Source organism: Lactobacillus sp. A27 (assembly GCF_016742815.1).
In the GTDB taxonomy this organism is placed as follows: domain Bacteria; phylum Bacillota; class Bacilli; order Lactobacillales; family Lactobacillaceae; genus Lactobacillus; species Lactobacillus gallinarum.
The window spans coordinates 1-25,433 of the sequence record NZ_JAEHNT010000001.1 but is presented as its reverse complement, the minus strand read 5'-3'; the positions used below and the strand labels follow the sequence as shown (position 1 = coordinate 25,433).

Below are 25,433 nucleotides of genomic sequence, written 5' to 3'. Positions count from 1 at the left end.
ATAAATATATTACGCAAAGAAGGTATCTGATTATGGAAAATAAAGAGGAATTACTTACATTAATTAACCATCGTATTAATCAAGTTACAGCTTTGATTAAGGGACATAACGCAGATGCTATGATTATCTTTAATCAAGCTAATTATCGTTATCTTACTAATTTTACCGGCGAAGAGGCACAATTAATATTGACGGCCAGTGGTGAGCGAATTCTTTTGTCAGATTCACGTTTTGCAGGACAAATTAAGGCGCAAGCTCCAGGCGAAATGAATGTAATAATGAAACATTCAAGTGACTATGAAGAATTGACTAAAGCCCTTAAGAAAATGGATATCAAAAAGGTTTTGGTAGAAGGTGAATTTGTTTCAGCTAGTGAATTTTCAAAATTAAAGGAATTAAATCCAGATCTTAATTTTGAAATGGTTGAAGAACTAGTCGAACGTGTCAGAAATGTAAAAGATGAACTTGAAATTGCTGCTTTACGCAAAGCTATTGATATATCAATGGAAAGTTTCAAAGGTATTTTGCCGATGATCAAGCCTGGCGTAAAGGAACGTGCAATTGGTGCTAAACTAGATTATCTTTTTAAAGTAAATGGTGGAGACGGCCCAGACTTTGAGACAATTGTTGCTTCAGGTGTGCGCTCGGCTTGGGCTCACGGCGTAGCTAGTGACAAGGAACTTGAAGAAGGCGATATGATCGTCATTGATTTTGGTAGTTTTTATCATGGTTATGCGGCTGATATTACTAGAACGGTTGCCTTAGGTGACGTTGATGAGGAAATGCACAAGATTTATGATATTGTCCATGAAGCACAGCGCCGAGGTATTGAAGCAGCCGTTGTGGGAAATACAGGCCACGATGTTGATAAGGCAGCTCGTGATTATATAACTGAGCAAGGTTATGGTAAATACTTTGGTCATGGTATTGGTCACGGAATTGGTCTTGAAATCCATGAATTATGTCAACCTGCTCTGCCTTTTAGGACAACTAAACTAGTTAATAATATGGTTCACACTGTTGAACCAGGTATTTATTTGCCTGATAAAGGCGGCGTTAGAATCGAAGATGATATTTTGATTCATGATCAAGCGCCTGAAACTTTATCTACTTTGCCTAAAGATGAGTTAATTTCATTATAGTTAATATTTTAATAGGCCGAAGTTATAGCCAAAACGGTCTAAGATTGGTAAGATAATAATTGTAGAAATGAGGGACTTATTATGACAATGATTTCAGTAAACGAATTCAAGAATGGCTTAACTATTCAATACAATAACGATTTATGGCGTATTGTTGAATTCCAACATGTAAAACCAGGTAAGGGTAGTGCATTCGTACGTTCAAAGCTTAAGAGCTTGAGAACCGGTGCTGTCCAAGAATATACTTTCCGTTCAACTGCAAAGGTTGAAACTGCAGATATTCAAACTAAGTCAATGCAATACTTGTACAATGACGGTTCAAGTTACGTATTCATGGATACTTCAACTTACGATCAATTAGCTATTCCAAATGAACAAATCAAGGATGAAGCTAACTACTTGTTAGAAAACATGGTAGTTAACGTAATCATGCACGAAGGTGAAACTTTAGGTATTCAATTACCTAATACTGTTGATTTGAAGGTAGCTAAGACTGAACCAAACATCAAGGGTGATACTTCATCAGGTGGTGGTAAGCCAGCTACTATGGAAACTGGTTTGGTAGTTAACGTACCATTCTTTATTAACGAAGGTGACGTATTAACTATCAACACTTCTGATGGTACATACGTATCACGTGCAAATAAGTAGTTTTTTGAGGTAACAAAATGGCAGATAGTTCAAAAATTCTCTTAAGTGGTGAAGAAAACAGCGAACAAATTAAAATTGATCCAAGTGTTCTAGAAGTTATTTTGGGAATTGCTGCTGAAAAAATTGATGGCGTTGCTGGAATGCGTGGTAGCTTAAAGTCAGGACTTAATTGGGTTCTTGGCCGTGAAGATCACGGTAAGGGCGTTAACGTAAAAGTTGACGAAGATAATAAATTAATTGCTGATGTTTATGTCTACCTTGAAAGTGGCGTTAATGTTCCTAAAGTGGGAATGGAAATTCAAAAGGAATTGAAGGCTCAATTGTTACAAATGACTGACCTTGAACTTAAGTCAATCAATGTTCATGTGGTAGGCTTAGCTTTCCCAGAAGATGAAAATGACGCTGAAGAAAGTCAAACCACCTCAGAGCTGTTTCCGGAGGATGAATAGAGAGATAATGAACCAACACGAAAGTCGAAAAGTTGCTATGCAAGCAGTATATTTGGCTAATCAAGAGCCAGATTTAACTGCTGAAGATGTGGAAGCAAAAGTCGTCGCAACACTTAATTTAAAACAGCTTTCTGCCTATTCAAAGAAACTAATTAAAGGCGTACTTGAAAATCGTGAAGATTTGCAGTCTGAATTAACTAGTCATTTGAAAAAGGGCTGGCGTCTTGAACGTGTAAGTCAAATAGTTGTTGCTATTATGGAAGTTGCACTTTTTGAAATTAAGAATAGTGATGAAATTGATCCTAAGGCAGCAGTTAATGAAGCTTTAAATTTATGTGACGAATTTGCTGAGCCAAAAGAAAAACCATTTATTAATGGTATGTTAGCAAACTTTGTTTAATAACGATTGAATAGCCGGCAGCTTTGCCGGCTATTTTTTAGTAATAAGGAGAAAAAATAATGGGAAAAATTCTTGATGGTAAGGCATTTGCAAATTTATTAGGTCAAAATCTTAAAGAAAAGGTTAAGAAATTAAAAGATGAGGGAATAACGCCACATTTTTGCGTAATAAATATTGGGGACGATCCTGCAAGCAAAATCTATGTTCGAACTAAAAAGCGTCGTGCTGAAAAAATGGGTATTATCCAAGACATCTATCAAATGTCGGCTGATACAAAGCAAGAAGAAGTTTTAGCTTTAATTGATAAATTAAATGCAGATCCAGCAATCAATGGTTTAATGGTACAATTGCCAGCTCCTAAACAAATTGATGCGGATGCCTTGCTAGAAAGAATTGATCCTAATAAAGATGTAGATGGATTAACTCCAGCTAATATTGGTCATCTTTGGATGGGTAACCATTTTGTAGAACCAGCTACTGCCGAAGGGATCATTGCTTTACTTAAGCATTATGAAATTCCACTTGAAGGTAAAAACGTTGTAATTATTGGCCGCAGCAATATTGTAGGTAAGCCTTTAGCAGCTTTAATGTTGGAACAAAATGCTACAGTTACGATTGCGCACTCAAGAACTAAGAATTTGGGTGAAATTACTAAAAAGGCAGATGTTTTAGTTTCTGCAACTGGTCAGGCATTTTTAGTTAAAGCAGATATGGTTAAAGATGGTGCAGTTGTGGTTGATGTTGGTATGAACCACGTTGATGGTAAATTAGTCGGTGATGTAGATTTTGATAAAGTAAAAGAAAAGACCAGTTATATTACTCCTGTTCCAGGTGGTGTAGGTCCCTTAACTGTGCAATTCTTGATGGAAGCAGTAGTTAAATTGACTAGGAGACAAAATAAATGACCGATAATAAGTATTTAACGGTTACAGATTTAAATTATTATATTACGCAAAAATTTAAAAATGATCCTTACTTGCATAAGGTGTTTTTGCAAGGTGAATTGTCTAACTTTCGTTATCGCCGAAATTCACATCAGTATTTTTCATTAAAAGATGAAAAGTCTAAAATTAATGTGGTGATGTTTCGTTCCTACTTTGATAAGGTGAAATTCAAGCCTGAAGAAGGAATGAAGGTATATGTAGTTGGCTATGTTAGCGTTTATGGACCACAGGGCTCATATCAGTTTTATGCGGAGAATATGGAACCGGCCGGGCTTGGAGCGCTTTATGAACAATTAAAGCAACTTCAAGCTAAATTAGCTAAGGAAGGCTTATTTAATCCAGAGCATAAAAGAAAACTGCCACGTTTTCCTGATAGGATCGCAGTCGTAACTAGTGCTTCTGGAGCTGTTATTCATGATATTATGGTGACAGCTAACCGCCGCTTTCCTCATGCGGAAATTGATCTATTCCCAGCACAAGTACAAGGCGATACTGCGGCTGATTCATTAGTTAAAGCCATGCGCCAGATTGCTGCACAAGGCGATAAATATGATGTCATGATTATTGGTCGTGGTGGTGGATCACTAGAAGATTTGTGGCCTTTTAATGAAGAGGAAGTAGTACGGCAAGTTTATGCAATGCCAATGCCGGTTATTTCATCAGTAGGACACGAAACAGATACTACTTTATGTGATTTAGTAGCTGATGCACGGGCGGCTACGCCAACTGCAGCCGCTGAGTATGCGACGCCTAATTTGGCAGATGAATTGGCAGGAATTCATCAATTACAGAGTCGGTTAATTGCAGGAATGCAAAATAATATTAGCCAAAAACGTGATCGTTTAAATCGAATTAAAAACTCTGTAATTATGAGAGAACCTACCCGACTTTATGATCAACAAATTCAACAAGTTGATTTATTAAAGCAGCGCCTGCAAAATAGTATTCAAAATAAAGTGAATAATTCTTTGCAAAATTATCGTTTATTAAAACAGCGTTTGCTCAGCGTTAGTCCTGATAAGCAAATTGCAGGAATGAAACAACAAGAAAATTTTTTGACTAAACAGTTAAATGACAATATGCGTCATTATCTAAAGAGTAAGCGTAGTGATTTTAGTAAAGTAGTTCAACAACTTGATGATTATAGTCCACTTAAAACTTTAGAACGTGGCTTTGTTTATACTACTAATGAAGATGGAGAAACTATTAGTTCAGTTGATCAAATTAAAAAAGATGATCATTTAAATCTTCATTTTAAAGATGGACAAGTTACAGCAACAGTTACAGAGGTAAGGAAATAAATATGCCAACAAAGAAAAATAATTTTGAAGAACAATTAAATAGTTTAGAAAAAATTGTCACTAATCTTGAAAACGGAAATGTACCACTTGAAGATGCTTTAAAGGAATTTCAAGAAGGAGTAAAGATTAGTCGTGAACTAGATAAAAAGTTGACTAGTGCAGAAGAAACTGTAGCTAAGTTGATTGATAGTGATGGTACTGAACATGAACTAGATCCAAATAATGCAGCAGCTCCAGAGGATTAATATGACAGCATTTAAATATTTTAAAGAAGATTGGACACCAGTAATTGATGATTATCTAGCTAAACATTTAGCTTCAGAGGTTGATGACAAGAAAATTAGTCAGATCATGGCTTATTCAGTTATGGCTGGTGGTAAAAGATTAAGACCCCTTTTGTTTTTGGCAATCTTGAATACATTAGGACGCAAAATAGAAGAGCCTGAAATTAGAATTGCTTGTGGGATTGAATTAATTCACACATATTCTTTGATTCATGATGACTTACCTGCAATGGATAATGATGATTATCGTCGTGGTAAGTTAACTAGTCATAAAAAATGGGGTGAAGCTGAGGCTATTTTAGCTGGGGATGCACTCTTACCATTAGGCATTCAATGGATAGCAGAAGGCAGTCGTTCTGCCAAGTTAGTTACCATCATTACACAGGCAGTTGGGCCTAACGGTATGGTTGGTGGTCAATATCTTGATATTGATTCCACTAATAATGCAAGTGTGGCTGATGACGCTAAGTTTATCAACAAGATGGAATGGCTAAAAACTGGTTGTTTAATTCAAGCCAGTGTGGAAATGGCAGCTACTTATGCTAAGGCTAGCGATATTGAACAAGTTAAATTAATCGATTTTGCCAAAGCATTTGGTCGTTCATATCAAATTTATGATGACTTAGTTGATGTGGTTGAGACAAGTGAAGAAGCCGGCAAAGCTACTCATAAGGATAAAGAAGAAGGCAAAAATAATACTTTAACTTTATTGGGAATTAATCAAAGCCGGAAGGAATTAAAGGATTTGATTGATCAAGCTAAAGATGATTTGCATGGCTTGAATGGAGAAGTATTAGCTGGTTTTTTGAATCTATATCAAAAGGTGTTGTAAATGGCAAAGCAAAGAGCAGATGTTTTATTAGCTGAACAAGGAATCTTTCATTCTCGTTCTGCTGCGCAAAGAGCAATTATGGCGGGCTTAGTTTCAGATCATAATCATCAAAGAATTGATAAGAGCGGAACTAAGTTCCCTGAAGGCGAGAAGTTTTACGTCAAAGATGATGGTAAAAAATATGTTTCTCGTGGTGGTTTCAAACTTGAGAAAGCATTGAAGGTTTTTGACATCGACTTACAAGATAAGATTTGTTTAGATATTGGAGCTTCAACTGGTGGCTTTACCGATGTTGCTCTGCAAAACGGGGCCAAGATGGTTTATGCGTTAGATGTAGGCTACAATCAATTAGCTTGGCAATTAAGAGATGATCCACGTGTAGTAGTAATGGAGAAGCAGAATTTCCGTTATTCTAAACCTGAAGATTTTAATCAAGGCTTACCTGATTTTGCGATGACTGATGTTTCGTTTATTTCACTTGATTTGATCATGCCGCCAATGTATGAAATCCTAAAGGATCAATGTGATGCTGTTTGTCTAATTAAGCCACAATTTGAGGCAGGTCCAGAAAACGTTGGTAAGCATGGTATTGTTCACGATCATGAAGTCCATAAAAATGTAATTGAACATACTATGCAAAAGGCAATGGAAATTGGTTTTAATGTTTTAGATGTTGATTATTCACCAATTAAAGGTGGTAAAGGAAACATTGAATTTTTGATTCATTTGCAAAAAGACGAAGCTAACGGTGGTCGTAATTTGTGGTCAAGTACCCCAGCAGAAGTAGTAGAACGTGCTGTAAATAGTCTCTAGGAGTGGAAAAATGCTAGTTGAACTAGATATTAAAAATTTTGCGATTATTAAAAGCTTAAAAGTTCGCTTTCAAGAAAAAATGACCGTGATTATCGGTGAAACTGGTGCTGGTAAATCAATAATCATTGATGCGGTTTCATTATTGATGGGAAGCCGTAGTCAAAAAGAGATGATCCGTTCTGGAGAACAAAAGGCTGTAATTACGGGTTTGTTTGTACTTGATAATCAAAAAGAAAAGATTGCGGAGCTTTGTGAAAAGTATGGTCTGCCTCATGATGACGATCAATTAGTGATTAGCCGAGAATTAGCCATCAAGGGTAGAAATATAGTACGTATTAATGGTCAATTAACTACTATCAATGTTTTACGTGAAATCGGCAATTATTTAGTTGATATTCATGGTCAGCATGATCAGCAAATATTAATGGATCAAGATCGTCAAATTGATTTAGTTGATGATTATGCATCTGATTCTTTTAAAGAAGAATTATCAGCGTATCAAGAGGATTATCGCCATTGGCAAAAGTTAACTAATCAACTGCGTCATTTGCGTCAAGATGCACAAGAATTGGCCCAAAAACAAGATATTCTTCAATTTCAAAATGATGAGTTAGAGTCTGCTAATTTGGAAGATCCTGATGAGGATGAAAAATTAGAGGAAGAATTTAACGAATTAAATAATTATCAAAAAATTGCAGATACTGCCAATTATTTTATGCAGCTGTACGATGATGACGAGCACGGAATTGCAACGTTATTAGGGGATGCACAAAATGCAGCGACAGATTTAACGGAATTTGGTTCAAAATTTAAAGATTTTGCTAAAACTGTTGATGACGGAGTGTATGCTTTAAACGACGCTCGTAGTGAGTTGTCTAATTTGATGGATCAGATGGATTTTGATGAAGAACGTTTCCAATATGTAACTAATCGTTTAGATACGTTGAACTCATTGAAGAAAAAGTATGGTCCAACGTTGGCAGATGTCTTTGCTTTTTACGCTAAAGTGCAAAAAGAACTTGGTCAGTTTGAAACTGGCGGTTTAGATGAAGAAAAGCTGCAAGCAGAAGTGGCACAAGTTGAAGAAAAGATGACCAAAGAAGCTAGACAATTGCACCTAATTCGAGAAAAAGTTGCCCATTCACTAGAAGAGCAAATAAAACAAGAATTAGCAGATCTTTATATGGAAAAGGCCCGCTTTTCTATTAATTTTGAAGAAACCAAAACTTTTACGGCTAAAGGTACAGATGCAATTGTATTCTTGATTGCACCTAACCCAGGTGAAGATCTAATGCCGTTAGTAAAAATTGTCTCAGGCGGTGAGCAATCGAGATTAATATTGGCATTGAAGGCTATCTTTAGTCATGTTGAACCTGTTGGAACGATGATCTTTGACGAAATTGATACAGGTGTTTCAGGACGTGTTTCTGCCGCAATCGGTAAAAAGATGCATTCTATTGGTCAAGACAAGCAGGTAATTGCTATAACCCACTCTCCACAGGTTGCAGCTGCAGGTGATCAACGTTATTTAGTTGCAAAACAAGTAAAAGATGGTTCTACGTTTACTCAAATAGGACCTTTAAGCAAGGAAGAAACTATTACTGCAATTGCTCAAATGATGGCAGGACAAGATGTAACAGATGCGGCTAAAAAGAACGCTGCTGATTTGATTAAGAGTATTAAAGATGAATAGTATCAATAAGTTTTGGATGGATTTTTGTCAAAAACATCATGTTAATCCGGGAGAATTAGAAGGTGCTTATGCATTTGGCGGAAATAGCCAAGATGCTGATGTATTAAGCGATTTAATTAATCGTGGCATTAAAACCGCTACTACAAGCGTATATGATCCAGATGAAGATGTTCCCACAGTCGGTCAATATGCTATTGTTTTAAATGGAGAAAATAAACCAGTGTGCGTAATTCGAAATAAAACCGTGGAAATTATGCCATTTAAAAATGTTTCTGCTGAACATGCATATTTAGAGGGTGAAGGAGATCGCTCATATGATTATTGGCGAAAAATTCATGAAAATTTTTTTGCATGGGAATGTCGAGAAAATTTAAACACTATTTTTAGTGAAAATACTGAAGTAGTTTGTGAGACTTTTGAAAAAGTAGATTGAGGCAAAAAATAGGCTATCAGTCTACTTTTTTGATGCCTTGAGACGTCTACGGTTGAACTACATAAAGAGAAAACTTGAAAAACTATTGATTTTAGTGCAAACTAGATATATTAATAGTTACTAAGAGGAGTTCAGCATGGCAGATAAAGGTTTGTTATTAGTACTTTCGGGTCCTTCAGGTGTTGGTAAAGGAACTGTAAAAAGTGCTATTGTTGAAAACAAAGTCTTTCCATTTGAGTATTCAGTTTCAATGACTACTCGTAAGCCTCGTCCCGGCGAAGTCGATGGAAAAGATTATTTCTTTGTAAGTGAAGAACGTTTTCAAGAAGCTATTAAAAATGGTGAGTTATTAGAATATAATAATTACGTTGGACATTATTATGGTACGCCATTAGGTCCCGTAAAAAAGATGTTACATGATGGCAAAGACGTTTTATTGGAGATTGACGTTAACGGTGCCGCTAAGGTCCGTGAGAAAATGCCTGATGGCGTGTTCATTTTTTTAACTCCACCAGATTTGCATACATTGCACCTGCGATTAGAACATCGTGGTACTGAGTCAGAAGATGTAATTCGTGGTAGAATTAAACAAGCTCGAAATGAAATCTTGGAAATGGAAGAATATGATTATGCAGTTGTAAATGATACAGTTGCTAATGCAGTAGACCATATCAAGGCAATTGTTGATGCAGAGCATGTCAGTGTTAAGCGTGTAATTGATGACTATCGTAAGATGGTCAAGGAGGATTAATCATGAGAATTACTTATCCATCAATTGATAAATTGTTGTCACGTGTTGATTCACGTTATTCATTATCTGTACTTGCTGCTAAGAGAGCACATGAACTTGAAGCTGGCGATCCACCAACTTTAGATCATTTCAAGTGTGATAAGGCAGTTGGTAAGGCACTTGAAGAAATTGCCGCTGGTAAAGTAACGGTTGACCCAGCTCATGCCGAGGTTAACCTCGAAGACTAATTTACTGACCTTCATCCTTTGGGTGGAGGTCTTTTTTACAGGTGATTAGATGATTGCTCAGGTTATTGTTGATGTTGCAACCAAGCAAACAGATCGTATTTTTGAATATCATATTCCGGCTGAATTAGAAAAAGATGTCAAAATTGGTTCAAGAGTAATAGTACCGTTTGGTCGAAGAAAAGTGCAAGGCTTTGTAGTAGGCATAGAGGCAAAAAGTCAATTTACAGGTAAGTTAAAAGATCTTTTAGTGACAGTGGATGAAATGCCACCACTTACACCAGAATTAATAAAATTGTCTGAAAATTTGGCACAAAATATTTTTTCATATCGAATTACCATTTTACAAGCAATGTTGCCATGGGTAATGCGGGCAGGCTATCGTAAACTGTTAGTACCTGCAAATAAAAAAGCTAAAAAGATGCCGTTCTTTCAAGGTGATCCCATTGATTTAGCTAAAATGACGGATCTGAAGCAAATAAAAAAAGTTCATCAATTGCTGAAAAATGATGATGCCAAAATAGAATATGTTGTAGAAAATAGAGCTAAAGAGAAAAAAGAAAATCAGTATGAATTAGCGCTAGATTCTGCAGAATACACCAAGATTTACAATACTTTGCGTCAAAATGCGGTTAAGCAAAAGCAATTGATGATGGATATTATTGAAAATAAAGATGATTATCCTAAAAGTCAAAGTGATTTGATAAAAGGGTTAGGCTTATCGGCTGCTAATTTAAATTCAGCTGTTAAAAAAGGTTGGTTAAAAAGAAAAGCTGTCGAAGTTTATCGTAATCCCTTAGCTGGTTTTGAAGATGAAAAAAAGCCAGTTCCAGTGACTTTAAATGATGAACAACAGGCTGCGTTGGACCAAATTAATAGCGCAATTGATCAGCGTAATGCAGAGACCTTTTTACTTGAAGGAATTACTGGTAGTGGGAAGACAGAAGTATATTTGCATGCAATTGGACAAGCTTTAGCTCAAGGAAGAAATGCCTTGATGCTAGTGCCAGAAATTTCGTTAACACCGCAAATGGTAAAGCAAGTAAAGGCACGTTTTGGTGATAAAGTGGCCGTTTTACATAGTGCTTTATCTGAAGGGGAAAAATATGACGAATGGCGTAGAATTCGTCGTGGTGAAATTCAAGTAGTAGTTGGAGCAAGAAGTGCAGTTTTTGTTCCGCTAGATAATATTGGATTAATCATAATTGATGAAGAGCATGAATCATCATATAAACAAGAGACCAATCCTCGTTATAATGCTAAAAATGTGGCACTCTGGCGTAGTAAATATCACCATTGTCCATTAGTACTAGGAAGTGCTACTCCATCACTAGGAAGTCGAGCACGTGCTCAAAAAGATGTATATCATCTATTACGTTTAACTAAACGTGCAAATCATAAAAAATTACCTAAAGTTAATTTGATTGATCTTAAGCATGTTCAATTTGCAGGTGGGCAATTTGACTTGTCTGTTGAATTAGTCGATGCAATTAAGAAAAGACTAGAGAAAAAAGAGCAAGTCATCTTGATGCTTAATCGGCGAGGATTTGCTAATTTCATGCTTTGCCGGGAATGTGGTTTTGTTTTGAAATGTCCTAATTGTGATGTTTCACTTAATTTGCATAAAGATACTAATAGCATGCAATGTCACTATTGCGGACATACAGAGCCAATTCCTACTCGGTGTCCTAATTGTCAAAGTTCAAAAATCCGTTTTTTAGGTACTGGAACCCAAAAAGTTCAAGAAGAACTTGAAGAACTTTTACCAGGAGCTAGAATTTTAAGAATGGATGTTGATACAACTAGGAGAAAAGGCAGTTATAAGCGGATTTTGGATTCATTTGGTAACCATGAGGCGGATATTTTGTTAGGAACTCAAATGATTGCTAAAGGATTAGATTTTCCAAATGTAACTTTAGTTGGCGTAATTAACGCAGATACGGGATTATGGTTATCGGATTATAATGCATCAGAAAAAACATTTGAGTTGCTGACGCAAGTCGCAGGACGTGCAGGTCGTGCTGACAAGGAAGGCGAAGTTTTAATTCAAACTTATAATCCAGAACACTATGCCATTCAATTGGCACAAACGCAGGATTATGAAAGATTTTATGGTTATGAAATGCATATGCGTCATGCTGGCAATTACCCACCATATTTTTATACAGTATTAATATCAGTTGCTGCTAAAAAAGAGCAAAATGCGGCTAGAGAAGCATTCAAGATAAAAAGATATTTATTGCAGCATTTAAATAATCAAGCAATAATTTTAGGACCATCGCCAAGTGCAATTTCTAGAGTAAAAAATCAATATTATTACCAAATACTGGTAAAATATAAAAAAGAACCAAATTTAAATAAACTATTGCACCATGTTCAAGATTCTGCTCAAGAAGCTAAGAAATATGGTTTAAGTATTTTTATCGATAATGAGCCAGAAAGAGTAATGTAAGGAGTTGTTTTAATGACATCAGTAATATTCATGGGAACACCAGAGTTTTCAGTTCCAGTATTAGAAGGCTTAATCAAAAATAATTATGAAATTAAGGCTGTTGTAACGCAGCCTGATAAAAAGGTTGGTCGTAAACAAAAGATCACTAAGACCCCAGCTAAAATTGCTGCAGAAAAGCATAATTTACCTGTTTTTCAACCAGTGAAATTGTCTGGCTCAGAAGAAATGCAACAATTGATTGATATGCATGCTGACTTAATCGTCACCGCCGCATACGGTCAGTTCTTGCCAACTAAGTTTTTAAACTCAGTAAAAATTGCTGCTGTTAATGTCCATGGTTCACTTTTGCCAAAATATCGTGGTGGTGCACCAATTCAATATTCACTCATTAATGGGGATGCAGAAACTGGTATCACCATTATGGAAATGGTAAAGAAAATGGATGCTGGTGATATTTATTCTCAAAAAGCAATTAAGATTGAGCCAGATGACAATGCAGGAACTTTATTTAATAAATTATCAATTGTAGGTAGAGACTTACTTTTGAAGACTTTACCTTCGATTATTGATGGCAGCGTTAAAAAGATTCCTCAAGATCCAGATAAGGTAGTCTTTTCACCTAATATTACTAAAGAACAAGAACGCATCGTTCCTACTATGACAGCTGCTGAAGCTAACAATATGATCCGTGCTCTTAATCCAGATCCAGGTGCTTATATGATGCTTGAAGGCAAGCGCTTCAAGGTTTGGAAAGCAGAAGTTGCTAAGGATAGTACTGATTTAAAGCCAGGTTGCGTAGTAGCTAATAAGGGCCGCTTTGCAATTAGCTTTGCTAATGGTACTGTTTTAAACTTGCTCGAGGTACAACCAAGCGGCAAGAAGAAGATGGATATTAAGAACTTTTTAAATGGTCAAGGTAGTAAATTTGCCCCAGGAGAAGAAATTGTCGACAAATAAAGGTGCCCGTGCAATTAGCTTAGATACTTTAATTAAAGTCTTAAAAAATGGCTCATATTCAAATATTAGTTTGAACAATAGTTTAAAGCATTCTGATTTATCGATTGCTGATCAAAATTTAGCAACTAGAATTGTTTACGGAACGATTCAATATCGCCTTTTTTTGGAATATCAATTGACCGGTTTGCTTAAAACAAAAATCACTGAAAAATATTTGAAGCCGCTCTTGTTGATGTCACTTTATCAGATAATATTCTTAGACAAGGTTCCTAACCGTGCTGTACTAGATGAAGCTAATAAACTAGCTAAGCAGTTTGGCAAACATCATTCTTCAGGCTATAGAGTAGTGAACGGAATCTTGCGTGCATTTATTAGACGCGGTGTGATTTTACCTGATGAAAAGGATACCGTTAAATATTTAAGTATTAAAGAAAGCGTTCCTAAATGGTTAGTTAAGTATTTAATTGACAATTGGGGAATGCAAAAAGCAAAATCAGTTTTAAGCAGTATTAATGAACCAGCCAAAAATAGTGTGCGAATTTCATCACTAGCAGATAAAAATCAGGTTTTTGATCAATTAACAAAAGAAGGATATCAACCGAAATGGTCAAATTTATCTCTTAATGACGCCGTTTTAAGTCATGGTGGCATTAGCGAAAGTGATTTATTTGAACAAGGAGAGTTGACAATTCAAGATGAAGCCGCTAGCTTAGTGGTAGAAGCTTTTGATTTTGATAAAAATCAAGCTGAACATGTTTTAGATGCATGTAGTGCACCTGGCGGGAAAACTGTCCAGATTGCTGAAAATATCACTGGTGATGTAACTGCACTAGACATTCATGAAAAGAAATTACGTCTAGTAAAAGAAAATGCTCGCCGCATGCATGTGTCGGACAAAGTAACAACTAAGGCATGTGATGCTAGAAAAGCGCAAGAAATGTTTAATGCAGGTAAGTTCACTAAAATTTTAGTTGATGCTCCATGTTCAGGTTTGGGACTATTAAGACGCAAGCCTGAGATTCGTTATACCAAGAGTTTGCAAGATTTGAAGAGCTTACAAAAAATTCAGTTAGGGATTTTAGATTCTGTTAGCACATTGTTAAAAGTTGAGGGAGAATTAGTATACTCAACTTGTTCAATTTCAATGGAAGAAAATGAAGAAGTAGTTAAGCAATTCTTGCGAACTCATCCTGATTTTGAATTAAAACCATTTTTATTAAGCAAGCTTGAGTCCAAGACAGGAATGTTAAAAATAATGCCTGATCAAGATGGCAATGATGGATTTTTCATTGCAAAATTTAGATTACGAGGTTAGATTTTTGATTGAAACAGCATACGCTTCAAGTATCGGCAAGGTACGAAAAAGCAATCAAGATTTTGTACAAGTTTTTGAGAATCGTAAGGGAATTACCTTAGCAATTGTTTGTGATGGTATGGGTGGCCATCAAGGCGGCGATGTGGCCTCTACAATGGCTGTCACTCACTTAGGACATAATTTTGGCATAACAGATTTTACTGATGCTAATATTGCTCGAAAATGGCTAGATGTGCAATTAAATTCTGAAAATGAAACAATTTTAAAAACAGCTGATAAATTTCCTGACTTAAATGGAATGGGTACGACAATTGTTTTAGCTTTTGCATTTAAGGATAATGCGTTGATAGCTCATTTGGGCGATTCACGTGCTTATAGTTATTCCGAAGGAAAGTTTGTCCAATTAACTGAAGATCATTCTTTAGTTAATGAGCTAGTCAAAATGGGGCAAATTACTAAGGAACAGGCTAAGCATCATCCCCAAAAGAACATCATTACTCAAGCCCTAGGTGTATCTAGTACAATTGATCCTGAAGTTAAGGAAATTAAGCTTGATGATGACGACATCATTTTGCTATGTACTGATGGATTAACGAACTCACTCAGTGATCCACAAATACAACAAGTTTTAGCTACAAAAGAATTAAGCTTAAAAGAACGATGCAATAAATTAATTAGTGAAGCCAATCGATTAGGTGGTGGTGATAATATTACCGTTTGCCTAATTTGGAATAAGGAGGACGAGAGCAGTGATCGATAAAGGTTATCTGCTTGGTGAACGTTATCGCATTATTGATACTTTAGGCGAAGGCGGTATGGCCAATGTTTATCTGGCTGAAGATATTATTCTGCAACGTAAAGTAGCAGTTAAAATATTACGGTTAGATTTACAAAATGAACCTCAAACACAAGCTCGTTTTCAAAGAGAGGCTTTAGCCACTAGTGAATTAAGTCATCCTAATATTGTCTCTGTTCTTGATGTAGGAACTGATCATGGATTGCCATATATGGTAATGGAATATGTTGATGGTCCAGATTTGAAAGAGTATATTCGTCAAAATGCTCCTTTGGATTTGCATGAAGTGATTCGCATTATGGATCAAATTCTAAGTGCAGTTGCTTTGGCTCATAAACATAATGTCATCCACCGTGATCTTAAACCACAAAATATTTTGATGGACAAGAGAGGCAATATTAAGATTGCTGATTTTGGTATTGCGGTTGCCTTGAATCAGAGCTCTGTGACGCAGACTAATTCTGTCATGGGATCAGTTCATTATATGTCACCTGAACAAACTAGAGGCGGATTGGTTACTAAGCAGTCCGATATTTATTCTTTAGGGATTATTCTGTATGAATTGATTACAGGCACTGTGCCGTTTAATGGTGATACTCCTGTTTCAATTGCGTTAAAACACGCGCAGGAACCAATACCTTCTATTAGAAAGAAGGATCAAAGTGTTCCGCAAGCATTAGAAAATGTTGTGTTAAAAGCAACTGCTAAGGATCCACGAGATCGATATGCTACAGCACAAGCCATGCAGGCTGACCTAGATAGTAGCTTAGATCCCGAAAGAGCAGATGAGCCGGTTTTTGTGCCTAATCATGGTAACAATAATGATAAAACAATCGTTCTGCCAGGTTTTAAAGCCCCTGAAAAAGAGCAGACTGTAGAATCTGAAGAGGAAAATAAACCTGATAAAAAGGAAAAGAAAAAAGACTTTTGGCAAAATGTTAAAAGTCATAAATGGTGGTGGATTTTTTCAGTTATTGCCGCTGGATTAATTATTTTTATTATGATTTTCGCACTAAGTGGCAATAATAATAAACCACGTCAAGTTCATATTCCTGATGTAACTAATATAACTGAAAAGCGTGCTGAAAAACGGTTAGAAGCCGCCGGGTTACAAGTGGGAAAAGTAATTAGACGCCAGTCTGATGACATTAAAAAAGGTCATGTAATTGGTACTAAACCAGCAGCCGGTAATAGAGTGGATCAAGGAAAGGCTATCATTTTAATTGTTTCTAGTGGTACCAGCATGGTAAAGGTACCTGATGTAGTCGGGGATAATTACGATGAAGCTGCAGAAAAATTAGAAAATCAAGGCTTCGATGTTGTTAGAGAAGATCAATATTCAAATAAAATGGCTAAAGGCAACATCATTTCTCAGAGTATTGCTGCTGGTGTAGAAGTAAAACCAACGCAGACTACAATTACTTTGGTGGTTTCTCGAGGAAAACAGATAAAGCCAAAGATAAATACCGTTACCTTAAAAGATTTGCAAAATTACTCATTAAAGAGTGCGCAAGATTATGCTAAGGAACATGGCTTAACTTTACAGATTAATCAAGAATATTCTGATGAAGTTGAGCGAGGTTTGGTTATCTCAATGCAGCCGGAAGCGGGTACTAAGGTTGATCGTGGATCTACGGTAACCATTAAAGTTTCACGCGGTCCAAAAGAAGAAAAAGATACTACTGTTACGAAGACATTTACTGTTAATTATGTTGGCAGCGATCTGAAAAAGGATGATAAATCCGATGGTAAAAGTGGAGAAATTGACACTAAGGAAGACAATAGTAAAGGCGACCATGTTCAGATTTATATCAAAGATGATGATCACTCCTTGAGTAATATCTATCGTGACTTATATATTAAACGTGATATGAGTTTCTCAATTCCATTTTCAATTAAGGATGGAAACGGCCAGTTGCGCGTAGTTCGTAACGGAGAAACTGTTTTGAATGAAAAGGTGACAAAATAAATGAAACTAGCAGAAGGAACCGTTGTCGGGTTAATTGCTGGTTATTATGATGTGGAAACTGCTGCGGGTATCGTTAGAACGCGTGCTCGCGGCGTTTTTCGTCAAAAAAAGCAAAAACCTGCAGTAGGTGATCATGTAGAAATTCAAATAGATGATCAGGGTATGAGTTACTTGGTAAAGATTTTACCGCGACTCAACAGAATTGGTCGTCCCGCTGTAGCCAATGTCAGCCATGTATTGTTAGTTATTTCTGCGGTTGAACCTGATTTTTCTTTAGAATTATTGGATCGCTTTTTAACTTTCTTTTCTTGGCAAAAAGTACAAGTCACTATTTATTTATCTAAAAGCGATTTATTAAAAGGTGACAAGTTAGCTAAAATTAAAGAAGAACTATCATATTATCAAGAAATTGGTTATCCAGTGTTTACTGATTATCATGATGTAGAAGCTCAAATTCCTCAAATGATTAAAGCGGGGCAAATTTGGACATTGGCAGGACAATCTGGTGCAGGTAAATCTACTTTACTTAACCATTTGAAGAAGGATGCTAATCAGGCAACGGGAGCAATTTCTACTAGTTTAAACCGTGGTAAGCATACTACTAGAAAAGTCGAATTATTTAAATTAGGTGAAGGTTTCTTAGCTGATACACCAGGTTTTTCTTCGATTGATTTAACACCGATCAAATTGAATGAATTATGTAACTATTTCGTTGAATTTAAACGTGCTAGCAGCAAATGTAAATTTAGAGGGTGCCAACATTTAAAGGAGCCTGGCTGTGAAGTTAAAAAGTTGCTTGAAGAAGGCCAAATAATGCCTCATCGTTATGATGATTATCTGGCAATGCGGACAGAAATTAGTGAAGGCCGATTACCCGAATATTTAAAATAATAGGAGAAGAAAATGATTATTGCGCCATCAATTTTGAACGCAGATAATTTAAATTTAAAAGAAAATATTAAAGATGCTGTTGCAGTAGGCATTGATCGTTTCCATATCGATATTATGGATGGACATTTTGTGCCAAATTTATCTTTTGGACCACAATTAATTAGTGATTTTAAACGTGAATTTCCCATGACAGATGCTGAGATTCACTTTATGAGTAATAATCCTGATGATCTTATTCCAGCCTTTGTTGAAGCCGGAGCAGATATCATGGAGCTGCATTATGGTGCGATGAGTGAATCCAAGCTGAATTATTGGCTTGATTATTTGGCTTCTAATGGAGTTGAGGCTGTTTTAGCAATTAAACCGGATATTCCAGCTGACGTTGTCGAAAAATTTTTGCCAAAAATTAAACAAGTTTTAGTCATGACCGTCAATCCTGGTTTTGGTGGTCAAAGCTTTATTGCTGATTCAGCTGAGAAGATTAAGCAAGTCAGAGAAATTGTAGGACCAAACATGGCAATTGAAGTTGATGGTGGCATTAATGACCGTACGATTAAAATTGCCAAAGATGCAGGTGCTGATGTCTTTGTAGTTGGCTCTTATTTATATGAAAATGGTAATATTGCAAATCAAGTACATAAATTAGAAAAAATTATTAAGTAATGGAAGCATATGCATTATTAGGTGGACCAACAGATTTGTGGCCTGTTAACATCAAAGAAATACTTAAAGATGCAAGAAAGACGAATAATCTTATTGTTGGAGTAGATCGTGGTTCTTTGTACTTAGAAGAATTAGGAATAACTCCTGATGTAGCGCTGGGGGATTTTGACTCATTAAAAAAAGCAGATCTAGCGGAAATTGAAAGTAATGTAAGAGATATTCGTTATTCAAATCCGGTTAAAGATTTGACTGATTCTGAATTGATGCTGCATACAGTTTTTGATGATTATCAGATTGATAATTTAAATATTTTGGGTGCAACAGGGGGCAGAATAGATCATTTTTTAATTAATTTATTAATGCTGCTCGATCCATCTCTGCGACAATTCGCTGAACAGGTCTCAATAATGGATAAGCAAAATGAAATTGTCCTTTTCAATCCGGGACGTCATGTAATAAAGAAAGTATCAGAGTACCCATATATTGGTTTTGCTGTTTTAACTGCAATTAAAGATTTTAATATTTTAGGTGCCCGTTATGAGTTGCACCATTATTCTGGTGATTATCCACGAGTGTTTTCTTCAAATGAATTTTTGCCGAATACTTCTCAATTTGAAATTAATTTTGAAAAAGGGATGCTTGCGGCGATTTATTCAAAAGATGTTAATCGCTTTCATAATCTTTAATGATTGGTTTAAATATAGAGGAAAAGGAATCGAGGATTAATTATGAAATATATTGATTTTGAAAAGAATGTGGTCGCTTTTGAAGATGGTCGCTATGAAGCAAGACTTGATCGCGCAAAACAAAATGTAGAAAATTAAATGCACAAAAACCATGTTCACGTTTTTGATAAGAAAAAGAAGAAGGAAGTAGCAACTATTAATGGCCTTGCTAGAAACGTTACTTACCAAGACTTGGGCTTGCCAACTAAATTGGGCGAAATGATTACTGAATATGCCTATACTCCAATTAAGGAAAGAATGGCTGATGAAATTTCAGATGATGATAAAAATCATAATATTATGAAATAATTTAAAAAAGGACAGCTGAAAAATCAGTTGTCCTTTTTTGATGTACAAAATTTTTAGCAAACAAAAAACCTTACAGATAAATCTGCAAGGCTGGTTATTAGGCACGAGTAACTTTACCAGACTTTAAAGCCTTGGTTGAAACCCATACGCGCTTTGGCTTACCGTCAACAAGAATGCGAACTTTTTGAAGGTTTGGCTTCCAAGCACGACGAGCTGAGTTCAATGAGTGTGAACGTTTGTTACCGAATGTGGTCTTCTTACCTGTTACGTAATCTTTAGCCATTTGCTAAACCTCCTTTATATATGGTGTCATACTTAATTAGGTTATCATATGTTTTGTCGCAATTCAACTTTTTTTAGGACGTATTTTATTTATTGATTACGGCAGTACTATGATAAAATAATAATCGTATATGTAGATAATAAGACGGAGGAAGAACATGGCTGTTAAGATCAAGACAAAAGATGGTTTGATTGATATTTCAAACGGTGTAATCGCAACTGTTGTTGGTGGCGCAGCTACGTCTAATTATGGCGTTGTGGGAATGGCTTCAAAAAATGCCATTCGTGATGGATTCGATGGAATTCTTAATCGTGCCAACTATAAGCGCGGTGTTGTTGTCAAGTCAGAAGATAACGAAATCACTGTTGATGTGTACATTATCGTAGGCTATGGGCTTAAAATTTCTGAAGTAAGTAAGAATGTTCAAGATAGTGTTAAATTTAATCTTTCTAATCAATTAGGAATTAACACTAAAGCCGTTAATGTAATCGTTCAAAGTGTAAAGGTACTTGACGAATAACGTAAGCGGAGGTTTTAAATAGTGGTTTTAAATGAAATAGATAGTAAGCAATTTAGAGATATGGTGCGTGTTGCCACCCACAGAATTGGTAAGAACGCTGAGTTTGTTAACTCATTGAACGTGTTCCCAGTTCCTGATGGTGATACTGGTACCAACATGAATTTAACCATTGAAAGTGGGGCAAGAGCCGTTTCTGAAAATCCTAGCAGCAATGTTGGTGATTTGACTGAAAGCTTAGCTAAAGGAATGTTGATGGGTGCACGTGGTAACAGTGGTGTTATTACTTCACAGTTGTTCCGCGGCTTTTACAAAGCTACTCAAGGCATGAAGACCTTAACTGCACAAGAATTGGCTAACGCCTTTTCAAATGGTGTAGCTACTGCTTATAAGGCAGTAATGAAACCTGTCGAAGGTACTATTTTGACTGTAGCTCGTGTTGCTGCTCAAGAAGGTGCTTCTAAGGCTAATGACACTGATGATGTTACTGAAGTAATGAAGGCAGTTGTTGAAGGTGCTAAGAAGGCTCTTAAATCAACTCCAGATTTACTTCCAGTATTGAAGCAAGTTGGTGTTGTTGACTCAGGTGGTCAAGGACTTTTGTTCATTTATGAAGGCTTCTTAGAAGGTCTTCTTGGTGAAAACTTTGCTGATCAATATCAACCTGATGAAAATGAAATGGACGAAATGATCAATGCAATGCACCACCAATCTTCTGTACAAAGTCAACTAGCTACTCAAGATATCAAGAACGGCTACTGTACTGAAATTATGGTTGACCTTAACGCTGACGTGCCAAACAAGAAGAAATTCGATTTGGAAGAATTCAGAAAGCACTTGTCAGGTTTGGGCGACTCACTTTTAGCTGTATCTGATGGTGAAATTGCTAAGGTTCACGTTCACACCGAACACCCTGGTGATGTCTTCAAGTACGGTAGTCAATTCGGTCAATTAGGCAAGATCAAGATCGACAACATGCGTATCCAACACGAAAGCATCGTTGATCAAGATGAAGAACAACAAGAATCAGTTGACTTTGCTGTTATTGCCGTAGCTTCTGGTAACGGTATTAGAAAATTGTTTGAAAGCGAAGGCGTAAACAGGATTATTTCTGGTGGTCAAACAATGAACCCATCAACCCAAGACTTTATTGATGCAATCAAGAAGTCAGGTGCTAGGAAGGCAATTGTTTTGCCAAACAACGGTAATATCGTGATGGCTGCTAAGCAAGCTGCAGAAGTTAGTGACATTCCAGTAGGTATCGTACCAAGCAAGACTATCTCACAAGGTCTTACTGCAATGCTTTCATTTAACCCAGATGCTTCCGTTGATGATAACGTTGAAGCTATGTCAGAAGATCTCGACACTGTAGTTTCAGGTGAAGTAACTCAAGCTACTCGTGATACTGAAATTGACGACGTAGAAATTCACAAGAATGATTACCTTGGTATCATCGACGGTAATATTAAGGTTGATAACGCTGATTTGATCAATACTACTACCGAAATGATCGAAAAGATGCTTGATGAAGATTCAGAAATTATCACTATTATGTATGGTCGTGATGCAAGCGAAGATGAGGCACAACAGGTTGTTGAAGCTCTTGAAGCCAGTCATGATGATCTTGAATTTGAAATTCATGATGGTGGTCAACCTGTATATCACTTCTTAGTATCAGTTGAATAAAAAATGATAGAAAACGCATTATTTGCCCCTGTAACAGATTTAAAAGGTGTAGGAACAAAAACTGCGGCTGATCTAGGTAGCTTAGGCATTTATAGTATTTATGATTTGCTCTTTTATTTTCCTTTTCGTTATGACGAATTGCAGACATTGCCTTTAGATCAAATCATGGATGGTCAAAAAGTAATGCTAAAGGGAATTGTAGCCACCGAACCTTTTGTTAGTCGTTTTGGTTATAAGAAGAGTCGCCTAAGTTTTAAAATGAGAATTGACCATGATGTAATCATGGTCAATTTTTTTAATCAGCCATGGCTTAAGAGCAAGATTGAAATTGGCGAAGAAGTAGCAATTTATGGTAAATATAATGTTGCTCGTCAAAGTCTTTCTGCCTTTAAATTTGTTGCAGTAAAAGAAAATGATAGTGGCATGGCGCCAATTTATCCTGTTAATCGTCATGTTAAACAAAAAAAGCTAGTTAATTTGATTAATTTAGCGGTAGATAGTTTCTTAGATAAAGTACAAGATATTGTTCCCCAGAGCATTAGAGAAAAATATCGTTTGTTGACTGATCAAGAGATTATTCAAAAAATGCATCATCCTAAAAATAGTACTGAAGCAAATCTAGCTAAAAGAAGTGCAATCTTTCGAGAATTTTTTATTTTTGAATTGCAGCTAGCTCTTTTGGCTAGCCATGATGGCAAACAAGCAGGCTATCCTAAAAATTATGATTTAAAAGAAATAGCTCAATTGACCTCTTCTTTACCGTTTGAATTGTCAGACGATCAAAAAGAAGTTGTTAATGAAATTTTTGCTGATATGCATTCATCAGGTCAAATGCGTCGTCTGTTACAAGGGGATGTAGGATCTGGTAAAACTGTTGTTGCAGTTTATGCTATTTTTGCGGCGATTACTGCGGGTTATCAAGCAGCTTTGATGGTGCCAACTGAAATTTTAGCTACACAGCACTTTAAAAAGATTGATGAATTACTGAGGCCCTTGGGCGTAAGAGTTGCTCTATTAACAGGTAATACCAAAACACTCGAGCGTAGAGAAATTTATCGTGAATTAACTGATGGCACGATTAATGTGGTAATTGGCACACACGCTTTAATTCAGAACAGTGTCATTTTTAAAAAGTTAGGCTTGGTAATCATTGATGAACAACACCGTTTTGGCGTTGGACAAAGACAGGCTTTAATTAATAAAGGTGATCAGCCTGATATTCTAGCTATGACGGCCACTCCAATTCCTCGAACGCTGGCTTTAACAGTATATGGAGATATGACTGTTTCTGAAATTCATCATATGCCTGCCGGTAGAAAACCAATCATTTCATCTTGGAAGACTAGTAGTCAGATGAAAGATGTTTATCAGAAAATGCAGGAGCAACTTGCACAAGGTTTTCAAATATATGCTGTTACGCCGCTGATTACTGAATCTGAAACATTGGATTTAAAGAATGCGGAGGAATTACATGCTAAGTTAAGTCATGATTTTCCTAATCAAAATGTGGTTTTGCTTCATGGTCAAATGCCCGGTCCTAAAAAGGACGAAATTATGACCGCTTTTGCTAGTGGAAAAATAAATATTTTGGTTACAACTAGTGTAATTGAAGTTGGAGTCGATGTGGCTAATGCCAATATGATGGTCATCTATAATGCGGATCGTTTCGGATTAAGTCAACTGCATCAGCTTCGCGGAAGAATTGGACGTGGTAAGACGCAAAGTTATTGCGTTTTTATAGCTGATCCGAAGACTGATTCTGGTAAAGCAAGAATGAAAATAATTGCTGCTACCAATGATGGCTTTAAATTAGCAGAAGAAGACCTTAAAATGCGTGGCGAGGGTGATCTTTTTGGTAAAGCTCAATCTGGATTGCCTGAATTTCGCGTGGGAGATGTAGTTAATAACTACAATACCTTGGTTGTTGCGCAAAAAGTGGCACGAGAATTGGTTCAACAAGATCCGAAATTAGCTGATCATCAGACACTTAAACAAGTGCTAGAATATAAACAATTAGAACAAAATAGAATTTAAAAGATTGTGGTGAATTATATTGAGAACAATTGCTATTGATGCGATGGGCGGAGATAATGCGCCTGAAGCAATCGTTGAAGCTGTTTTAAAGGCAAAAGATGAAATGCCTGAAACTAAGTTTTTATTATTCGGTGATAAAGAACAATTACGTAATTTAATTCCTGCTGATCAAATTAATGATCAATTGGGCGTAGTTGCAACCACCGAAGTGATTGTCGATGAAGATGAACCCGTTAAGGCAATTAGAAGAAAGAAAGATTCTTCAATGGTTGTAGCAGCAAACTTTGTTAAAGAAGGAAAGGCCGATGCTCTTCTTTCTTTAGGTAATACTGGTGCATTATTAGCCTGTGGTATTTTTATCATCGGTCGTATTAAGGGCATTACTCGTCCAGGCTTAATGCCAACCTTACCAGTTCAAAATAGTGATGACGGCTTTAATATGGTCGATGTAGGTGCCAATGCTAAGAGCAAACCTGAATATTTACTTCAATGGGCAGAAATGGCATCGTATTATGTTGAAAAAATTCGTGGTATTCAAACTCCTCGCATCATGCTATTAAATAATGGTTCTGAAAGTGATAAAGGGGATGAGGTTCACCAAGCTGCCTATGAATTATTAAAAGATAGTGACCTTAACTTCCAAGGTAACATTGAGGGGAATGAATTATTACTAGGCAAAGCTGATGTAGTAGTTACAGACGGTTTTACTGGCAATGCTGTTCTTAAAAATATTGAAGGTACATCAAGCGTAATCTTGCATTTGCTAAAAGATAGCTTGTTAAACGGTGGTGTTATGACCAAATTAGGAGCTTTGATGGTAAAGGGCTCTTTATCAAGTCTTAAATCAAAGTTTGATACAGCTAAGTATGGCGGTGCAGTTTTGCTTGGAGTTAATGCACCAGTGGTTAAAACTCATGGC

The 25,433-nt window shown here is 36.3% G+C and carries 27 protein-coding genes; 26 read left to right on the top strand and 1 reads right to left on the bottom strand.

The window, feature by feature from the left end:
• The first annotated feature begins 32 nt into the window (after positions 1-32).
• The 22 genes from JEM49_RS00135 (at position 33) to JEM49_RS00030 (ending at position 19,994) form a co-directional block, all read left to right on the top strand.
• The gene (locus JEM49_RS00135) at positions 33-1,142 is read left to right on the top strand and encodes a M24 family metallopeptidase (RefSeq protein ID WP_201872950.1); all 1,110 of its coding nucleotides are present in this window, start codon (positions 33-35) and stop codon (positions 1,140-1,142) included.
• An 81-nt stretch (positions 1,143-1,223) separates the two neighbouring features.
• Positions 1,224-1,793: an elongation factor P gene (gene efp, locus JEM49_RS00130; RefSeq protein WP_025005857.1), complete on the top strand. Its 570-nt coding sequence runs from the start codon at positions 1,224-1,226 to the stop codon at positions 1,791-1,793.
• A 17-nt stretch (positions 1,794-1,810) separates the two neighbouring features.
• On the top strand, positions 1,811-2,242 hold the full coding sequence (locus JEM49_RS00125; RefSeq protein WP_025005856.1) for an Asp23/Gls24 family envelope stress response protein: 432 nt from the start codon (positions 1,811-1,813) through the stop codon (positions 2,240-2,242).
• A 7-nt stretch (positions 2,243-2,249) separates the two neighbouring features.
• Positions 2,250-2,642: a transcription antitermination factor NusB gene (gene nusB, locus JEM49_RS00120; protein WP_201872947.1), complete on the top strand. Its 393-nt coding sequence runs from the start codon at positions 2,250-2,252 to the stop codon at positions 2,640-2,642.
• A gap of 59 nt (positions 2,643-2,701) precedes the next feature.
• On the top strand, positions 2,702-3,547 hold the full coding sequence (locus JEM49_RS00115; protein ID WP_201872945.1) for a bifunctional methylenetetrahydrofolate dehydrogenase/methenyltetrahydrofolate cyclohydrolase: 846 nt from the start codon (positions 2,702-2,704) through the stop codon (positions 3,545-3,547).
• Positions 3,544-4,887 (top strand): exodeoxyribonuclease VII large subunit, encoded by a 1,344-nt coding sequence (gene xseA / locus JEM49_RS00110; RefSeq protein ID WP_025005853.1) that lies wholly within the window; start codon positions 3,544-3,546, stop codon positions 4,885-4,887. Before JEM49_RS00115 ends, xseA begins: the two co-directional genes overlap by 4 nt.
• A 2-nt stretch (positions 4,888-4,889) precedes the next feature.
• Positions 4,890-5,132 (top strand): exodeoxyribonuclease VII small subunit, encoded by a 243-nt coding sequence (locus tag JEM49_RS00105; RefSeq protein ID WP_025005852.1) that lies wholly within the window; start codon positions 4,890-4,892, stop codon positions 5,130-5,132.
• A gap of 1 nt (position 5,133) precedes the next feature.
• Complete coding sequence (locus JEM49_RS00100; RefSeq protein ID WP_201872943.1) at positions 5,134-6,003, top strand: polyprenyl synthetase family protein; 870 nt, start codon at positions 5,134-5,136, stop codon at positions 6,001-6,003.
• Positions 6,004-6,816, top strand: a complete 813-nt coding sequence (locus tag JEM49_RS00095; RefSeq protein ID WP_056945479.1) for a TlyA family RNA methyltransferase — start codon at positions 6,004-6,006, stop codon at positions 6,814-6,816. It begins immediately after the preceding gene.
• 10 nt (positions 6,817-6,826) lie between these two features.
• Positions 6,827-8,509, top strand: coding sequence for a DNA repair protein RecN (recN, locus tag JEM49_RS00090; RefSeq protein ID WP_025005850.1), 1,683 nt, complete (start codon positions 6,827-6,829; stop codon positions 8,507-8,509).
• Entirely contained in the window at positions 8,502-8,942 is a 441-nt protein-coding gene (locus tag JEM49_RS00085; RefSeq protein ID WP_025005849.1) for an ASCH domain-containing protein, read from the top strand. The genes recN and JEM49_RS00085 overlap by 8 nt, the downstream gene beginning before the upstream one ends.
• 136 nt (positions 8,943-9,078) lie before the next feature.
• Positions 9,079-9,693 carry a guanylate kinase gene (gene gmk, locus JEM49_RS00080; protein WP_025005848.1) on the top strand — a complete coding sequence of 205 codons (615 nt, stop codon included), beginning with the start codon at positions 9,079-9,081 and terminating at the stop codon, positions 9,691-9,693.
• 2 nt (positions 9,694-9,695) lie between these two features.
• Positions 9,696-9,920: a DNA-directed RNA polymerase subunit omega gene (gene rpoZ, locus JEM49_RS00075; RefSeq protein WP_003627587.1), complete on the top strand. Its 225-nt coding sequence runs from the start codon at positions 9,696-9,698 to the stop codon at positions 9,918-9,920.
• Positions 9,921-9,969: 49 nt separating this feature from the next.
• Positions 9,970-12,369 carry a primosomal protein N' gene (gene priA / locus JEM49_RS00070; protein ID WP_087176434.1) on the top strand — a complete coding sequence of 800 codons (2,400 nt, stop codon included), beginning with the start codon at positions 9,970-9,972 and terminating at the stop codon, positions 12,367-12,369.
• Between the two features lie 12 nt (positions 12,370-12,381).
• Positions 12,382-13,326 carry a methionyl-tRNA formyltransferase gene (gene fmt / locus JEM49_RS00065; protein WP_201872941.1) on the top strand — a complete coding sequence of 315 codons (945 nt, stop codon included), beginning with the start codon at positions 12,382-12,384 and terminating at the stop codon, positions 13,324-13,326.
• Positions 13,277-14,641 (top strand): 16S rRNA (cytosine(967)-C(5))-methyltransferase RsmB, encoded by a 1,365-nt coding sequence (gene rsmB / locus JEM49_RS00060; RefSeq protein ID WP_201872939.1) that lies wholly within the window; start codon positions 13,277-13,279, stop codon positions 14,639-14,641. The genes fmt and rsmB overlap by 50 nt, the downstream gene beginning before the upstream one ends.
• A gap of 4 nt (positions 14,642-14,645) precedes the next feature.
• Positions 14,646-15,401 (top strand): Stp1/IreP family PP2C-type Ser/Thr phosphatase, encoded by a 756-nt coding sequence (locus JEM49_RS00055; RefSeq protein ID WP_025005845.1) that lies wholly within the window; start codon positions 14,646-14,648, stop codon positions 15,399-15,401.
• Positions 15,391-17,406, top strand: a complete 2,016-nt coding sequence (pknB, locus tag JEM49_RS00050; RefSeq protein ID WP_201872937.1) for a Stk1 family PASTA domain-containing Ser/Thr kinase — start codon at positions 15,391-15,393, stop codon at positions 17,404-17,406. The genes JEM49_RS00055 and pknB overlap by 11 nt, the downstream gene beginning before the upstream one ends.
• Complete coding sequence (gene rsgA, locus JEM49_RS00045; RefSeq protein ID WP_087176438.1) at positions 17,407-18,297, top strand: ribosome small subunit-dependent GTPase A; 891 nt, start codon at positions 17,407-17,409, stop codon at positions 18,295-18,297. It abuts the gene before it with no gap.
• A gap of 12 nt (positions 18,298-18,309) precedes the next feature.
• Positions 18,310-18,960, top strand: coding sequence for a ribulose-phosphate 3-epimerase (gene rpe / locus JEM49_RS00040; protein WP_056945477.1), 651 nt, complete (start codon positions 18,310-18,312; stop codon positions 18,958-18,960).
• Positions 18,960-19,646, top strand: a complete 687-nt coding sequence (locus JEM49_RS00035; protein ID WP_201872934.1) for a thiamine diphosphokinase — start codon at positions 18,960-18,962, stop codon at positions 19,644-19,646. The genes rpe and JEM49_RS00035 overlap by 1 nt, the downstream gene beginning before the upstream one ends.
• Before the next feature lie 138 nt (positions 19,647-19,784).
• Entirely contained in the window at positions 19,785-19,994 is a 210-nt protein-coding gene (locus JEM49_RS00030; RefSeq protein ID WP_087235451.1) for a hypothetical protein, read from the top strand.
• 97 nt (positions 19,995-20,091) lie between these two features.
• On the opposite strand, the gene rpmB is transcribed toward JEM49_RS00030, so the two are convergent.
• On the bottom strand, positions 20,092-20,277 hold the full coding sequence (rpmB, locus tag JEM49_RS00025) for a 50S ribosomal protein L28 (protein ID WP_025005840.1): 186 nt from the start codon (positions 20,275-20,277) through the stop codon (positions 20,092-20,094).
• 157 nt (positions 20,278-20,434) lie between these two features.
• Between rpmB and JEM49_RS00020 the strand changes: the two genes are divergently transcribed.
• The 4 genes from JEM49_RS00020 to plsX form a co-directional block, all read left to right on the top strand.
• Positions 20,435-20,797: an Asp23/Gls24 family envelope stress response protein gene (locus JEM49_RS00020; RefSeq protein ID WP_003547910.1), complete on the top strand. Its 363-nt coding sequence runs from the start codon at positions 20,435-20,437 to the stop codon at positions 20,795-20,797.
• 21 nt (positions 20,798-20,818) lie between these two features.
• Entirely contained in the window at positions 20,819-22,480 is a 1,662-nt protein-coding gene (locus JEM49_RS00015) for a DAK2 domain-containing protein (RefSeq protein ID WP_201872930.1), read from the top strand.
• 3 nt (positions 22,481-22,483) lie between these two features.
• Positions 22,484-24,514, top strand: a complete 2,031-nt coding sequence (recG, locus tag JEM49_RS00010) for an ATP-dependent DNA helicase RecG (protein WP_201872927.1) — start codon at positions 22,484-22,486, stop codon at positions 24,512-24,514.
• Positions 24,515-24,533: 19 nt separating this feature from the next.
• Positions 24,534-25,433: phosphate acyltransferase PlsX (plsX, locus tag JEM49_RS00005; RefSeq protein ID WP_201872924.1), on the top strand; the 900-nt coding region annotated here is incomplete at its 3' end.

Bases quoted from the DNA above. Each gene is read 5' to 3' on its own strand.
- recN (WP_025005850.1), top strand. From the start codon at position 6,827: ATGCTAGTTGAACTAGATATTAAAAATTTTGCGATTATTAAAAGCTTA.
- JEM49_RS00100 (WP_201872943.1), top strand. From the start codon at position 5,134: ATGACAGCATTTAAATATTTTAAAGAAGATTGGACACCAGTAATTGAT.
- JEM49_RS00125 (WP_025005856.1), top strand. From the start codon at position 1,811: ATGGCAGATAGTTCAAAAATTCTCTTAAGTGGTGAAGAAAACAGCGAA.
- xseA (WP_025005853.1), top strand. From the start codon at position 3,544: ATGACCGATAATAAGTATTTAACGGTTACAGATTTAAATTATTATATT.
- rsgA (WP_087176438.1), top strand. From the start codon at position 17,407: ATGAAACTAGCAGAAGGAACCGTTGTCGGGTTAATTGCTGGTTATTAT.
- JEM49_RS00105 (WP_025005852.1), top strand. From the start codon at position 4,890: ATGCCAACAAAGAAAAATAATTTTGAAGAACAATTAAATAGTTTAGAA.
- rpoZ (WP_003627587.1), top strand. From the start codon at position 9,696: ATGAGAATTACTTATCCATCAATTGATAAATTGTTGTCACGTGTTGAT.
- gmk (WP_025005848.1), top strand. From the start codon at position 9,079: ATGGCAGATAAAGGTTTGTTATTAGTACTTTCGGGTCCTTCAGGTGTT.
- recG (WP_201872927.1), top strand. From the start codon at position 22,484: ATGATAGAAAACGCATTATTTGCCCCTGTAACAGATTTAAAAGGTGTA.
- efp (WP_025005857.1), top strand. From the start codon at position 1,224: ATGACAATGATTTCAGTAAACGAATTCAAGAATGGCTTAACTATTCAA.
- JEM49_RS00020 (WP_003547910.1), top strand. From the start codon at position 20,435: ATGGCTGTTAAGATCAAGACAAAAGATGGTTTGATTGATATTTCAAAC.
- rpmB (WP_025005840.1), bottom strand. From the start codon at position 20,277: ATGGCTAAAGATTACGTAACAGGTAAGAAGACCACATTCGGTAACAAA.
- JEM49_RS00095 (WP_056945479.1), top strand. From the start codon at position 6,004: ATGGCAAAGCAAAGAGCAGATGTTTTATTAGCTGAACAAGGAATCTTT.
- rsmB (WP_201872939.1), top strand. From the start codon at position 13,277: ATGGTCAAGGTAGTAAATTTGCCCCAGGAGAAGAAATTGTCGACAAAT.
- JEM49_RS00085 (WP_025005849.1), top strand. From the start codon at position 8,502: ATGAATAGTATCAATAAGTTTTGGATGGATTTTTGTCAAAAACATCAT.
- JEM49_RS00115 (WP_201872945.1), top strand. From the start codon at position 2,702: ATGGGAAAAATTCTTGATGGTAAGGCATTTGCAAATTTATTAGGTCAA.
- JEM49_RS00135 (WP_201872950.1), top strand. From the start codon at position 33: ATGGAAAATAAAGAGGAATTACTTACATTAATTAACCATCGTATTAAT.
- priA (WP_087176434.1), top strand. From the start codon at position 9,970: ATGATTGCTCAGGTTATTGTTGATGTTGCAACCAAGCAAACAGATCGT.
- JEM49_RS00035 (WP_201872934.1), top strand. From the start codon at position 18,960: ATGGAAGCATATGCATTATTAGGTGGACCAACAGATTTGTGGCCTGTT.
- JEM49_RS00030 (WP_087235451.1), top strand. From the start codon at position 19,785: ATGCACAAAAACCATGTTCACGTTTTTGATAAGAAAAAGAAGAAGGAA.
- rpe (WP_056945477.1), top strand. From the start codon at position 18,310: ATGATTATTGCGCCATCAATTTTGAACGCAGATAATTTAAATTTAAAA.
- fmt (WP_201872941.1), top strand. From the start codon at position 12,382: ATGACATCAGTAATATTCATGGGAACACCAGAGTTTTCAGTTCCAGTA.
- nusB (WP_201872947.1), top strand. From the start codon at position 2,250: ATGAACCAACACGAAAGTCGAAAAGTTGCTATGCAAGCAGTATATTTG.